Raw genomic sequence first — 13,017 nt, forward strand, 5'->3', positions numbered from 1 at the left:
AACAGGTCACGGCCCACGGAAAGCCCCGGCCCACGCCGGGGCTTTCTCGTTCCCCGGCACGGAAAGTGATCCGCAAGGCGGGTGCAACCTCGCGTATATCAGGGGCTGTCAGACTTGGCGCAGTTCTCAAGGAGGCTGCGTTGCGTGGTTTGATCGCCCTGGTCGTCGCGGGGGTTGTGTTAGGGCTGTCGGGGACGGCCGTGGCGGACGCCGAGAGCGCGCCGTGCCGTCCGGGGTCGGGCGCGAAGTACAAGGGGAAGGACTTCACCGGAGGGGCGGCGATCCCGGATGATCTGCGGTGCGCGGATCTCACGGGGGCGAAGCTCGACGCGGTGAGCCTGATCCAGAAGGACCTGACGGGGGCGCTGCTCAAGAACGCGTCGTTGCGGGAGGCGGACCTCACGCAGGCGCGGCTGGAGTACGCGGACCTGACAGGGGCCGACCTGACGGACGCCGACATCGGGCAGATGCACGCCAAGCACTCCATCCTGCGGGGGGCGGTGCTCGACGGCGTGGAGGGGACGCAGGCGGAGTTCCCGCACGCGGACCTCACGGGGGCCGTGTTCAAGCGGGCCGTGCTCGGGCAGACCGAGTTCACGAACGCGACGCTGGTGGACGCCGATCTGACCGAGGCGAAGCTCGGGCAGACGGACGCGCGGAAGGCGGACTTCAGCCGGGCCAAGATGGCGGAGGCCGAGCTCGGGCAGGCGGAGCTCGACTACGCGGTGTTCCGGGGGGCCGACCTCACCGAGGCGGTGTTCACGCAGGCGGAGCTGAAGGGCGCGGACCTCAAGGGCGCCAAGGTGGAGGGCGCGTCGTTCACGCAGGCCGACGACCTCAACCTGACGGGGGCGCTCGGCGAGCCTGAGGACGTGCCGGACGACGCGCAGGGCAGCACGTCCGACTTGCCGGAGGGCGACGCCGCGACCGGCGACCCCGGTGATGGCACGGCGAGCGGGTCGCGGCGCGGCGGGCCGAACCTCGGTCTCATGCTGGCGGTGGTCGGCGGCGTGGGCCTGGTGCTGACCCTGCTCTTCTGGGGCGGCGCGCACCGCCGCAGGCTGGAGCGCGCGGCGCGGTTCGACGCCGCCCGCCGGGGTGCCGAGGAGGACGTGACCCGGCTCGGCGAGGCCATCGACGCGCTCGACTTCGACTACCAGATCCACAACGCGACCGACGGCGGCAGCGGCGACATGGACTGGCGTCAGGCCCTGGACGCCTACGAGGCCGCCCGGCACACCCTGCGTGGGGCCCGCACGAAGCAGGAGCTCGCCCAGGTCGCGCAGGCCGTCCACCACGGCCACCAGGCCCTCGGCCGCATGCGGTCCCGCCTGCGGTAGGGACGCGTCAGATCACCGTGGCGGTCGGCAGCATGAGACGGCGGGCCGCCTCGGTGATCGAACCCGACAGGGACGGGTAGACCGCGAAGGTGTGGGCGAGCTGGTCCACGGTGAGCCGGTGCTGGACGGCGACCGACAGCGCGAGGATCAGCTCGGACGCCCGCGGCGCGACGATCACGCCGCCGAGCACGATGCCGGTGTGCGGGCGGCAGAACAGCTTCACGAAACCGTCGTGGAAGCCCTGCATCTTGGCCCGCGCGTTGGTGGCGAGGGGAAGCTTGACGACGTTCGCCTCCACCTCCCCGGCCTCCACCTGCCGCTGCGCGACGCCGACGGCCGCGATCTCGGGGTCGGTGAAGATGGCGGACGCCACCGTGGCGAGGCGCAGCGGCTGCACGGCCTCGCCGAGGGCGTGCCACACCGCGATCCGCCCCTGCATGGCCGCGACCGAGGCCAGCATCAGCACGCCGGTGCAGTCCCCCGCGGCGTAGACGCCGGGGGCCGAGGTGCGGGACACCTTGTCGACCTGGATGAACCCGCCCCGGTCCAGCGTGACCCCGGCCTCCTCCAGCCCGATGCCGGAGGTGTTGGGCACCATGCCGACCGTCATGAGGCAGTGGCTGCCCTCGGCCGTCCGCCCGTCCTCCAGCGTGACCACCACGCCGTCGGCGGTGCGCTTGACCGAGGACGCCCGGGAACGGCCCATGACGTTCATGCCGCGGCGGCGGTAGACGTTCTCCAGCACCTCGGCGGCGTCGGCGTCCTCGTTGGGCATCATGCGGTCACGGGAGGAGACGAGCGTGACCTCCGAGCCGAGGGAGCGGTACGCGCCGGCGAACTCGGCGCCGGTGACGCCGGAGCCGACGACGATGAGGTGCTCGGGCAGTTCGTCCAGGTCGTACAACTGCCGCCACGTGAGCACGCGCTCGCCGTCCGGCTCGGCGCCCGGCAGCACGCGCGGGGTCGCCCCGGTGGCCACGATCACGACGTCGGCCTGGATGGTGCGGTCGCCCGCCTTGACGATGCGGGGGTCCACCAGGCGCCCGGACGCGTTGACGATCTCGACGCCCTCGGCGACCAGCCGGGCCGCGATGTCGGCGGACTGGTGGCGGGCGAGCTCCATCACGCGCTTGTTGACCAGAGGCATGTCGGCCGTCACGCCGCCCACGTCGCCGTCCGGCCCGCCGGTGAAACTGACACCCAGCGAGGAGGCGTCCAGCAGCGCCTGTTTGCGTACGGAGGTGGCGATCAGCGTCTTGGACGGCACGCAGTCGGTGAGCACGCAGGCACCGCCCGGGCCCTCACGTTCGACCACGGTGACCTCGGCCCCGAGCTGGGCCGCGACCAGCGCCGCCTCGTATCCACCGGGTCCGCCGCCAATGATCACAATCCTCGTCACATACCCCATTGTCCCGCATGTCGTCCTGTGCACGGTGTGCTGTGGCCAATGAGATGCAGTGCAGACCGGTAAATGCTCGGATTTTGCTTAATAAACCCTCACGAATCCTCGGGTTTGCACCGTGATCACAGGAAGATCGACACGCTCGGCGCGCATGTCGTGACCTCCTGATCAGCCATCATGGCGATCTTGGATTACTCTAGTGTGCCGTGCCGGTTTACGCCGCCTATGGCAGCAACATGGACCCGAAGCAGATGGCCCAGCGGGCCCCGCACTCGCCCATGCGCGGAACGGGCTGGTTGCAGGGCTTCCGCCTGACCTTCGGCGGGGAGGACGTCGGCTGGGAAGGCGCCCTCGCCACCATCGCCGAGGACCCCGAGTCGCACGTCTTCGTCGTCCTCTACGACGTCCCCGAATGGGACGAGGCGACCCTCGACCAGTGGGAAGGCGCCGTCCTCGGCCTCTACCACAAGGTCAAACTCCGCGTGGCCACCCTGGACGGCGAGGTCGTCGCCTGGTTCTACGTCCTGGACGACTACGAAGGCGGCCTCCCTTCGGCCCGCTACCTGGGCATCCTCGCCGACGCCGCAGAAAAGGCCGGTGCCCCCGACGACTACGTCCACGACCTCCGCGGCCGCCCGTGCACGTCCCTGGGTGGCTGACGTTATGACGCTCGCCTGTGCTGGTACTCCATAACCGCCGCCATGATCACACTGATCGGCACCACGGCCTCACGCTCGGCGAGCGCGGCCTCTATCCACTCCCGTATCAGTGCAGTCGGTTTGATCCCCCGCGCGCGTGCCCGTTCCCGCACCTCGTCCATGACCGGCTTGGGCAGCCGCAGGGACGTCACGATCATCACTTCGTCGGCGGGTACAGGCTCTCGCGGTGTCGCCTGCTCCAACTCCGCGGTGGTGTCATGCGTGTCGTAGTAGGCGGCCAGTTCGTCGATCTTGTCCTTCATACGGCTCACCTCGCTTTCTGGGCGAACATACGCCGCTCACCCTGAGTCATGTCCCGTGCTGTGGCTACGTACCAGGCGTCCGGTTCCCCGATACTGTCGACCAAGACAACCAGGAGATACCGTCCCGCGTCTGTGGTCCCGTACACAAGAACACTCCCGTCGCGACCTGACGTCTGCCAGTAGGGACGGCTGAAAATCACCTCCTCCACCTCTTCAGGTACGACGCCGTGACGAGCGATGTGCTCCTCGGCCCGCTCCGTCCAGTAGATGGGTCTGTATCCCATGGTACAGCAGCGTATTACGTTCGCAATACGCGAGGTGGTTGTCGTCGGAAATGGGTTGTAGCCTCGCTAGCTGTGAGTACAGACGCGTATGAGGTGGCGGCGGAGGCGGCCGGGAGGCTGCGGGAGCTGACCGGGGTGGCGGCGTTCGATGTGGCGCTGGTGCTGGGGTCGGGGTGGGTGCCGGCGGCGGATGCCGTCGGGCGGACGGTGGGTGAGGTGGCGGTGACCGAGTTGCCGGGGTTCGCGCCGCCGGCGGTGGCGGGGCACTCGGGGCGGGTGCGGGTGGTGGAGACGGCGGCGGGGCGGCATGCGCTGATCTTTCTTGGGCGCACGCATCTGTATGAGGGGCGGGGGGTCGAGGCGGTCGTGCACGGGGTGCGCACGGCGGTGGCGGCCGGGGCGTCCGCCGTGGTGCTGACCAACGCGGCCGGGGGGTTGCGGCCGGAGACGCAGAGCGTCGGGGAGCCGGTGCTGATCAGTGACCACATCAATCTGACGGGGGCCAATCCCGTCACGGGGGCCACGTTCATCGATCTCACCGAGGTGTACTCGCGGCGGCTGCGCGACCTCGCTCGCGAGGTGGACCCGTCGCTGGCCGAGGGGGTGTACGTCGCGTTCCGGGGGCCGACGTACGAGACGCCTGCCGAGATCCGCATGTTGCGCACGCTGGGCGGCGATCTCGTGGGCATGTCCACCGTGCTGGAGGCCATCGCGGCGCGTGAGGCGGGGGCCGAGGTGCTCGGGGTGTCCCTGGTCACCAACCCGGGGGCCGGGCTGGTGGGTGAGCCGCTGAACCACGAGGAGGTCCTCGCGGTGGGGCGGTCGACGGCGGCGCGTATGGGCGTGCTGCTGGGGAAGGTCGTCGGCAAGCTGTGACGTCCGGCGGAGGAGGCGCGCGGGTGGAGACGCTGCGGGAGCGGGCGCACGAGTGGCTGGCGCAGGATCCCGACCCGGCGACCCGGGAGGAGCTGGCGGACCTCCTGGCGCGGGGCGACGACGCCGCGCTCGCGGACCGGTTCGGGGCGAAGCTGGAGTTCGGCACGGCCGGGCTGCGGGGGGAGCTCGGCGCCGGGCCGAACCGCATGAACCGGGTGACCGTGATGCGTGCCGCGGCGGGCCTCGCGGCCCGGCTCGGCGCCGGGCGGCATGTGGTGATCGGGTATGACGCGCGGCACATGTCCTCGACGTTCGCCCGTGACTCGGCGGCGGTGCTGACCGGCGCGGGTCTGCGGGTGTCGCTGATGGCCGAGCACTGGCCGACCCCCGTGCTGGCGTTCGCGGTGCGGCACCTCGGGGCCGACGCCGGGGTGATGGTGACGGCGTCGCACAACCCGCCCCGGGACAACGGGTACAAGGTGTACTGGGGGGACGGCGCGCAGATCGTGCCGCCGCTGGACACCGAGATCTCGGCCGCGATCGACGCGGTGGGAGCGGTGGACCGGCTGCCGCTCGGCTCCTCGTGGGAGACGCTGACCGACGGCGCGATCGTGGAGCCGTACCTCGCGGCGGTGTCGTCGTTGCCGCTGGGCTCCGCGCGGGACCTCAAGGTCGTCTACACGCCCATGCACGGCGTCGGCGGGGAGCTGCTGCTGCGCGCGTTCGCGACCGCGGGCTTCGCCGAGCCCATGCCCGTCGAGGCGCAGTTCGCCCCGGACCCGGATTTCCCGACGGTGGCGTTCCCCAACCCCGAGGAGCCCGGGGCGATGGACCTGGCGCTGGATCTCGCCTCACGAAGCGGGGCCGACCTGATCATCGCCAACGACCCGGACGCCGACCGGTGCGCGGTGGGGATTCCCGTTCCCGATGGGTTCCGCATGCTGACCGGGGACGAAGTGGGCGGCCTGCTCGGGGAGTACGTCATCACCCACACGACCGCGCCGGACCGTCTGGTGGCGGCGTCCATCGTGTCGTCGTCCCTGCTTGGCAAGATCGCCGCCGACCACGGGGTGCGGCACACCGAGACGCTGACCGGCTTCAAGTGGATCGTGAAGGCCGGCCCCGGCATGGTGTTCGGCTACGAGGAGGCCCTCGGGTACAGCGTGGGCTCCGACCAGGGCCTACCGGTCCGCGACAAGGACGGCATCGGCGCGGCCCTGACGGTCGCCGCCCTGGCCGCGTCCGCCAAGGCCGAAGGCCGCACCCTGGCCGACCTGCTGGACGACCAGGCCGTCCGCTACGGCCTCCACGCCACGTCCCCGCTCTCCGTCCGCGTCGCCGACCTCTCCTTGATCACCGAAGCCATGTCCCGCCTCCGCGCCACTCCCCCCGCGCGACTGGCCGGCCGCGCCGTCCTCTCCTCCGACGACCTCAGCACCGGCTCACCCGGCCTCCCTCCCACCGACGGCCTCCGCTACTCCCTCTCCGGCGACGCCCGCGTGATCATCCGCCCCTCCGGCACCGAGCCGAAACTGAAGTGCTACCTGGAGGTCATCGTCCCCGTCCCCACCAGGGACGACGTCCCCACCGCCCGCACCCAGGCCGCCCACGACCTCGACACCCTCAAAGCCGACCTCGCGAGACTCCTGGACCTGTGACCCGCCGTACAGCGGCGCCGGCTTCGACGTAGCCGGTCCCCGCCGACGCGGCGCCGTTCGAGAACGGCACACCAGTGCGGCGGCCCGGCGGCCTCGGCCGACACCGGGGCGACCCGCCGTACGGCGGCGCCGGCTTCGACGTAGACGGTTCCCACCGACGCGGCGCCGTTAAAGAACGGCACACCAGTGCGGCGGCCGGGCGGCCTCGGCCGACACCGGGGCGACTCGCCGTACGGCGGCGCCGGCTTCGACGTAGATGGTTCCCGCCGACGCGGCGCCGTTAAAGAACGGCACACCACTGCGGCGGGCGGGCGGCCTCGTCAGCGGGGGTCCTGGGGGCGGGGCCGTTGGGAAGGGGTGGGAGTGGGTCAGGAGGCGATCAGGGCGGCTATTACCAGGGTCAGGGCGGCGGCCAGGACGCCTAGGGCGGAGGGGGACCAGGTGATGGTCGGGGGGGTGCGGTCGCCGGGGAGGCGGGATTTGCGGGCTGCTGTTTCGGTGAGTTGCTGGGCTACCCAGTCGGCGTGGGTGCGGCCGGTGAAGGCGCGGGCGGCGGCTTGTTCGGCTTTGGGGAGTTCGGGGTGGGTGGTGGGGTAGCGGCCGGAGGTGGCGGGGACGGTGGTGCCGCGGCGGGTGGCTTTGGCGCGTTCCCTGGCGCTGGCCTGGGGGGTCCAGCAGCGGATGGAGTCGTCGCCGGAGTCGATGATTATGGCGTGGGAGACGTGGATGTTGTCCACGGCCTTCCAGGGGATGAAGACGTTGCGCAGGGGGTTGCGGACCAGGATGCCGTCTTCTTTGGGGAGGATGCCGGGGCGGAGGCAGCCGATGTAGACGGCGGCGGTGAGGACGGCGAGGACGGCGCCGGCGACCAGGGCGGAGGGGATGCGGCCGTTGAGTGCGAGGTCGATGGCGTTGAAGGCGGCGAAGGCCATCCACAGCCAGCCGAGGACCCAGGCGGTCGTGGATCTGAAGATCTGTGGCTTCACGGCTCGCTCACCGACACCTCTCCGTTACGCGGGGCGTTCACCACGCTAACGCCTTCCAGCCGATGCTCAAGCCTGCCACTTGAGCTGCGCGAAGCCGGGCTTGATGACGCCGTTGATGAGGGCGAGTCGCTCGTCGAACGGCAGGAACGCGGACTTCATGGCGTTCACGGTGAACCATTGCAGGTCATCCCACCCGTACCCGAACGCGTCAACCAGCCCGGCGAACTCCTTGGACACACTGGTGTCGCTCATCAGCCGGTTGTCGGTGTTGACGGTGACCCGGAAGTACAGCCGCCGCAGCAGCCCGATGGGGTGCTCGGCCAGCGAGGACGCCGCGCCGGTCTGCAGGTTGGACGTCGGGCACATCTCCAGCGGGATCCGCTTGTCCCGCACGTAAGCCGCGAGCCGCCCCAGCTTGGCGCTGCCGTCCGAGCTGACCTGGATGTCGTCGATGATGCGCACCCCGTGCCCGAGCCGGTCGGCGCCGCACCACTGGAGGGCCTGCCAGATGGACGGCAGCCCGAACCCCTCCCCCGCGTGGATGGTGAAGTGGGAGTTCTCCCGCTGGAGGTACTCGAACGCGTCCAGGTGCCGGGTGGGGGGGTACCCGGCCTCCGCGCCCGCGATGTCGAACCCGGCCACCCCCACGTCCCGGTACCGGACGGCCAGCTCGGCGATCTCCATGGACCGCGCCTGGTGGCGCATCGCGGTGAGCAGGCTGTTCACCCTGATGCCCCGCCCCTCGGAGCCTTCGCGGAAGCCGTCGAGCACGGCCTGCACCACCTGGTCGAGGCTGAGCCCGCCGGAGGTGTGCAGCTCGGGCGCGTACCGCACCTCGGCGTAGACGACGCCGTCGTCGGCGAGGTCCTGCGCGCATTCGGCGGCGACCCGCGTCAGCGCCTCACGGGTCTGCATGACGCCGACGGTGTGCGCGAACGTCTCGAGGTAGCGCTCCAGCGACCCCGAGTCTGACGCCTCGCGGAACCAGGTGCGCAGCGCCTCGACGTCCGTGGTGGGCAGCTTGTCGTACCCGGTCTCCCGGGCGAGGTCGATGATGGTCTCGGGTCGCAGGCCACCGTCGAGATGGTCGTGCAGAAGTACTTTGGGGGCCTTGCGGATCTCGGCGAGGGTGGGCTGCTGTGTCATCGCATCATCGTACGGAGTGCGGGCGGGTCCGCGCCGCCCGCCCCGTTCAGGCGCGCCGGTGCGCGACGTCGATGACCAGGCGTGCCGGGTCCCGCTGGTCGAAGACCCGGAAGGCGGCCCGGTGGCGCAGCGCGATGGCGATGGTGACGACGCCCTCGAAGTCCCCGACCGGCACGATGCTGCGCACGTTGGTGAGGTCGGCGTTCAGCACGGGCGTCCGCCCGAGCGTGGGCTCGCCGCTCTCGGTGTGCGCCTGCGCGGGGGTGAGCGTGACCTGCAGGAACGCCTTCCCCGGCACGGGGACGACCTCACCGGACCCGTCCTGGACGACCTGCTTCACGTAGCCGGCGGTGTAGCCGGTCCGCGCCCCCCGCAGGTCGATGACCACCCGGTCGAAGCCCCCCTGGGCGTGTACCGCGGACCGGATGCCGGTGACCAGCGGGGGCCGCTCCGGCGCGCGGGTCACCTTGACCGGCTTGGTGGAGGTGGGCGCGGTCAGGTCGGTGGACGTCGGCGCCGGCACGGTCGAGGTGGGCTCCGACGGCGTCGCGGGGATGGTGCTCGCGGACGGGGTGGGCGCGGCCGTGGGGCTCGGGGACTCAGGTGTCGGCGCGACCGTCACGGTGGCGGTCACATCGGGCGGCGACTCCGGACTCCCGCCGCACGCGGCGAGGACCACGAGGGGGACGAGTGCGACGGCGACGGCGAGCCTCTTCATGGGAACCTCGGCTTCCTCGGCGGGGTGTCACCTACTCAATTTGATGCGGAGCATGCCTCAGAGGTTCACCGGGAAACCCTGCCGGACGGAAACGTAACGCCGCGGTACGCCAAGATAGAGCCGTACCAGCGGGGAATCAGGAACCCGGCCCGTCGCTCTCGATCGCCGAGCGCAGCACTCCGACCATCATGGCGAGCTCGGTCAGCAGGCCCGACACGGTGGTCCGGTCGCTGCCGTTGATCGACACCATGCGCAGCTCCTCCGGTTTGGGAAGCTTCGCCATGATCTCGGGGAGTGAGTCGATCAGTTTGGCCTGAAGACTGGCCGATGTCTGCTGGTTGTCGATATCGGCGCGCAGGCGCGCGCGCTCCAGGTCGAGGAGCGCGCGCTCGTGGTCCGCAAAGGACCGGGAGCGCGCAAGCTCCAGCTCGGCGTCGAGTCGAAGGCGCTTGAGTTCCTCTTCCCGCTCGATCCGGAGCCTGCCGGTCTCGGACTCCTCGGTGTGCCGTTCGCGCTCCATCCGCAGCGCGTGGCGGGTCGTCTCGGTCTCCAGCTCGGCCACCGCCCTGGAGTCGTCGTGCTCGCGCTGGGTGCGCCGCAGGCGCTCGGCGACCTCGGTGTCGAACTGCCATGCCTCGTTGCGGGAACGCAACTCGGCGAGTTCCCGCTCGTACTCCAGACGCTGGGTCTCCTTGACCCGCTCGGCCTCCATCTCGCGCTGGGCGACCGCCTCTTCGGCCCGTAGCTCAGCCAGGCGGGCGATCTGGCCCTGTTCGGCCCGGTAGGGCTTCTGCAGGTTCTCCCACAGCCGCGACGAGCTGACGACGGCCTCTTTGATCTGGACGGTGACGATACGGAGCCCGAGACCCTGGTCGCTGTCGTCCTCGCCCTCGGCCACCGCGCGCAGCCGGGCGGTCAGCTCCTCGATGATGGGCTGCTTGTCGCTGAGCACGTCGCGGACGCTCATGGTGGAGACCTTGTCCTTGATGGCCGCCTCCGCCTGTTCCCGTAACTGGAGGTTGACCAGCCGCATCGGGTCCTCCGCGTCACTGAAGTCCAGTTTGCGGTAAGCGATGGGGAAGGAGTGGATGATCCACTGCACGTAGCCCTGCACCAGCACACCTTGCAGCTCGCTGCAGACGCAGTACGCGTTGATCAGGATGGTCTGGGTGGCGCCCGGTACCACCAGGAACGAGTCGGTGGACGGGGTGAAGCGGAACGAGACACCGAGGCCGATGTGCAGAGGCTTCTCACGGCCGCGGCGCGTGTGCACCACGAAGGCGTTCGGCGGGACAAGGACGTTCTTCCAGCGCCAGAAGCCGGTGATCCGCACGTCCACCGGCCCCGGTGTCGACCTCTCGGGGGCCACTCCCCCAAGGACCCGCTCGCGCTTGGCCACTGGACCCGCCATGGACGCCGGCGCTCCGGGGGCGACGGCGCGGCGCGCCCGCAGATCGTCCTCCAGCACCGCCTGCTGCGCGACAACCCGTTCCAGATAGGTGTTGCCCTTGTCAGTGGTGCTCATCGTCCCCTCCGCCACCACCTCACGATTTCCGACGAGTCTCGTCTACACCGCCGAACCACCGCAACCTCAATGTGCCTTGTCCGTGGCAGTGGAGCCGTCCCGGTACGGCGGAGTCCTCTGGCGTGCGGGACGCCAGAGGACTCCGACGGTTGGGCCGGGTGGGGCCCTGTTTCCGGTACCGGTCCCGCGACGCCGTACCGACGCACCGGGTCAGATCGTCTCCAGTACCTCCCTGGCGGGTTCCGGCGTCACCACGGCGGCCGTGGACCGGGCACGCAGGACGCCGGTCACCGCGATGCCGAGGCCGACCAGGGCGACGGCGGCGCACAGGGCGATCGACGGGCGGATGGTCTCCATGGTGACCGCGCCCCCGCCGGCGGTCGCCACGGCGGTCACGACGGCGAGGACGAGTGCCCCGCCGACCTGACCCGAGGTGTTGAGCAGGCCCGACGCCAGCCCCTGCTCGTCGTCGGCCACCCCCGCGGTGGCCTGGATGTTGAGCGAGGGGAACGTCAGGGCGAACGCGACGCCGAGCAGCACCATGCCCGGGACGACCAGCCCGAGGCTCGGCGCCGAGCCGGCGAAGAGGAACACCCCGTACCCGGCGGCCAGGGACGCCGACCCGATGGCGATGAGCCGCGCGGTGCCGAACCGGTCGGCGAGGTCGCCCATCTTGGTGGAGGTGACGGCGACGATGAGCCCGGCCGGCAGGAACGCCAGCGCGGTGTGCAGGGCCGACCAGCCGAGCAGGTTCTGGAAGTACTGCATGGCGACGAACTGGAACGCGACGTACGACCCGAACAGCACGACCAGCCCGAGGTTGGCCCGCACCAGCGGCCCGGAGCGCAGGATGCCGAACCGCACCAGCGGGTGCCTGACCCGCTGCTCGACGGCGACGAACACGGCGAGCAGCGCGACGGCCCCGGCGAGCGTGCCGAGCGTGGTGAGCGATCCCCAGCCTTCTTCGGGGGCGCGCACGACGCCGAACACCAGCAGCAACATGCCGAAGGTGATGGTGGCCGCGCCGACCAGGTCGTACCCGCCGGTGGCGCGCTCCTCCCCCGAGTGGCGCGGCAGCAGCGACAGGCCGGCGACCAGGGCCACGATGGCGACCGGCACCGGCATGAGGAACGTCCAGCGCCAGCCGATCTCGGTGAGGAAGCCCGACAGCACCAGGCCGAGCGAGAAGCCGCTGGCGCCGCAGGCGGTGAAGATGCTGAGGGCGCGGTTGCGCGCGGGGCCCTCGGCGAACGTCGTGGTGATGATGGACAGGGCCGCGGGCGCGGTGAAGGCGGCGCTGATGCCCTTGACGAAGCGGGCGACGATGAGCAGGCCTCCGTCGTCGACGAGGCCGCCGAGCAGGGAGGCGACGGCGAAGACGCCGAGTGCGGTGAGGAAGACCCGGCGGCGGCCGAGCAGGTCGGCGGCACGGCCGCCGAGAAGCAGCAGGCCGCCGTACCCGAGCACGTAGCCGCTGACGACCCACTGGAGCGTCGAGGTGGACAGGCCGAGGTCGGCCTGGATCGACGGCAGCGCCACTCCCACCATCGAGACATCGAGCGCGTCGAGGAAGATCACAGCGCAGAGCACGGTGAGCGCGCCCCACAGACGCGCGTCCCAGCGTTCGGCGTGAGATGAGAGGTTCATGTGGCGAGACACTACATGCGCATGCATTCAATGCACAAGCAATTAATTCTGGTGCAACTATTGAACGTGCATGCTATAGTCCGGGTCATGGACGACGTCGACGTGGTCGCGTCCTGGCGCGACCTGCTCGCCCGGCACGCGGTGACCTGGTGTGCCCTTGAGCGTGAGCTCGGCGAGAAGCACGGCCTCGGGGTCAGCGACTTCGAGGTCCTGGACCACATGTGCGAGTCCGAGCACGGCAAGTACCGCGTCCAGGAGCTCGCCGACGTGGTCCACCTGAGCCAGAGCGCCCTGTCCCGCCTGATCTCCCGCCTGGAGAAGGCCGGCCTCGTCTGCCGCGACATGTGCATGCAGGACCGCCGTGGCGTCTTCGTCACCATCACCGACGCCGGCCGCGCCCGCCGCGCCGAGGCCCTCCCCACCCACCGCGCCGTACTGCGCTCCCAGGCCCTGGCGCCGGCCCCCCGCTGACCG

The 13,017-nt window shown here is 70.7% G+C and carries 13 protein-coding genes; 5 read left to right on the forward strand and 8 right to left on the reverse strand.

Annotated elements, in window-relative coordinates:
• Positions 1 to 140 precede the first annotated feature (140 nt).
• Positions 141 to 1,340 (forward strand): pentapeptide repeat-containing protein, encoded by a 1,200-nt coding sequence (locus tag ABGB17_RS07360; protein WP_347627041.1) that lies wholly within the window; start codon positions 141 to 143, stop codon positions 1,338 to 1,340.
• A 7-nt stretch (positions 1,341 to 1,347) separates the two neighbouring features.
• On the opposite strand, the gene ABGB17_RS07365 is transcribed toward ABGB17_RS07360, so the two are convergent.
• Complete coding sequence (locus ABGB17_RS07365; protein WP_347627042.1) at positions 1,348 to 2,739, reverse strand: NAD(P)H-quinone dehydrogenase; 1,392 nt, start codon at positions 2,737 to 2,739, stop codon at positions 1,348 to 1,350.
• A 209-nt stretch (positions 2,740 to 2,948) separates the two neighbouring features.
• Here ABGB17_RS07365 and ABGB17_RS07370 point away from each other — a divergent pair, with 209 nt between their 5' ends.
• Positions 2,949 to 3,401, forward strand: coding sequence for a gamma-glutamylcyclotransferase (locus ABGB17_RS07370; RefSeq protein ID WP_347627043.1), 453 nt, complete (start codon positions 2,949 to 2,951; stop codon positions 3,399 to 3,401).
• Positions 3,402 to 3,403: 2 nt separating this feature from the next.
• Here the strand turns inward: ABGB17_RS07370 and ABGB17_RS07375 are convergent, their stop codons facing one another.
• Complete coding sequence (locus ABGB17_RS07375) at positions 3,404 to 3,703, reverse strand: CopG family antitoxin (protein WP_347627044.1); 300 nt, start codon at positions 3,701 to 3,703, stop codon at positions 3,404 to 3,406.
• A gap of 5 nt (positions 3,704 to 3,708) precedes the next feature.
• On the reverse strand, positions 3,709 to 3,987 hold the full coding sequence (locus ABGB17_RS07380; RefSeq protein ID WP_347627045.1) for a hypothetical protein: 279 nt from the start codon (positions 3,985 to 3,987) through the stop codon (positions 3,709 to 3,711).
• A gap of 72 nt (positions 3,988 to 4,059) precedes the next feature.
• Between ABGB17_RS07380 and ABGB17_RS07385 the strand changes: the two genes are divergently transcribed.
• Positions 4,060 to 4,863: a purine-nucleoside phosphorylase gene (locus ABGB17_RS07385; protein ID WP_347627046.1), complete on the forward strand. Its 804-nt coding sequence runs from the start codon at positions 4,060 to 4,062 to the stop codon at positions 4,861 to 4,863.
• 23 nt (positions 4,864 to 4,886) lie between these two features.
• Positions 4,887 to 6,521, forward strand: a complete 1,635-nt coding sequence (locus tag ABGB17_RS07390; RefSeq protein WP_347627047.1) for a phospho-sugar mutase — start codon at positions 4,887 to 4,889, stop codon at positions 6,519 to 6,521.
• Positions 6,522 to 6,889: 368 nt separating this feature from the next.
• Here the strand turns inward: ABGB17_RS07390 and ABGB17_RS07395 are convergent, their stop codons facing one another.
• The 5 genes from ABGB17_RS07395 to ABGB17_RS07415 form a co-directional block, all read right to left on the reverse strand.
• Positions 6,890 to 7,507 carry a hypothetical protein gene (locus ABGB17_RS07395; protein ID WP_347627048.1) on the reverse strand — a complete coding sequence of 206 codons (618 nt, stop codon included), beginning with the start codon at positions 7,505 to 7,507 and terminating at the stop codon, positions 6,890 to 6,892.
• A 66-nt stretch (positions 7,508 to 7,573) separates the two neighbouring features.
• Positions 7,574 to 8,653 (reverse strand): adenosine deaminase, encoded by a 1,080-nt coding sequence (locus ABGB17_RS07400; protein ID WP_347627049.1) that lies wholly within the window; start codon positions 8,651 to 8,653, stop codon positions 7,574 to 7,576.
• Positions 8,654 to 8,699: 46 nt separating this feature from the next.
• Entirely contained in the window at positions 8,700 to 9,371 is a 672-nt protein-coding gene (locus ABGB17_RS07405) for a hypothetical protein (RefSeq protein WP_347627050.1), read from the reverse strand.
• A gap of 136 nt (positions 9,372 to 9,507) precedes the next feature.
• Positions 9,508 to 10,896: an SPFH domain-containing protein gene (locus tag ABGB17_RS07410; protein ID WP_347627051.1), complete on the reverse strand. Its 1,389-nt coding sequence runs from the start codon at positions 10,894 to 10,896 to the stop codon at positions 9,508 to 9,510.
• 210 nt (positions 10,897 to 11,106) lie between these two features.
• Entirely contained in the window at positions 11,107 to 12,543 is a 1,437-nt protein-coding gene (locus ABGB17_RS07415) for an MFS transporter (RefSeq protein WP_347627052.1), read from the reverse strand.
• Between the two features lie 87 nt (positions 12,544 to 12,630).
• On the opposite strand from ABGB17_RS07415, the gene ABGB17_RS07420 reads away from it, so the two are divergent.
• The gene (locus ABGB17_RS07420; RefSeq protein WP_347627053.1) at positions 12,631 to 13,014 is read left to right on the forward strand and encodes a MarR family transcriptional regulator; all 384 of its coding nucleotides are present in this window, start codon (positions 12,631 to 12,633) and stop codon (positions 13,012 to 13,014) included.
• The last annotated feature ends 3 nt before the right edge of the window (positions 13,015 to 13,017 follow it).

Origin of the sequence: Sphaerisporangium sp. B11E5 (assembly GCF_039871875.1) — a bacterium.
GTDB lineage: Bacteria > Actinomycetota > Actinomycetes > Streptosporangiales > Streptosporangiaceae > Sphaerisporangium.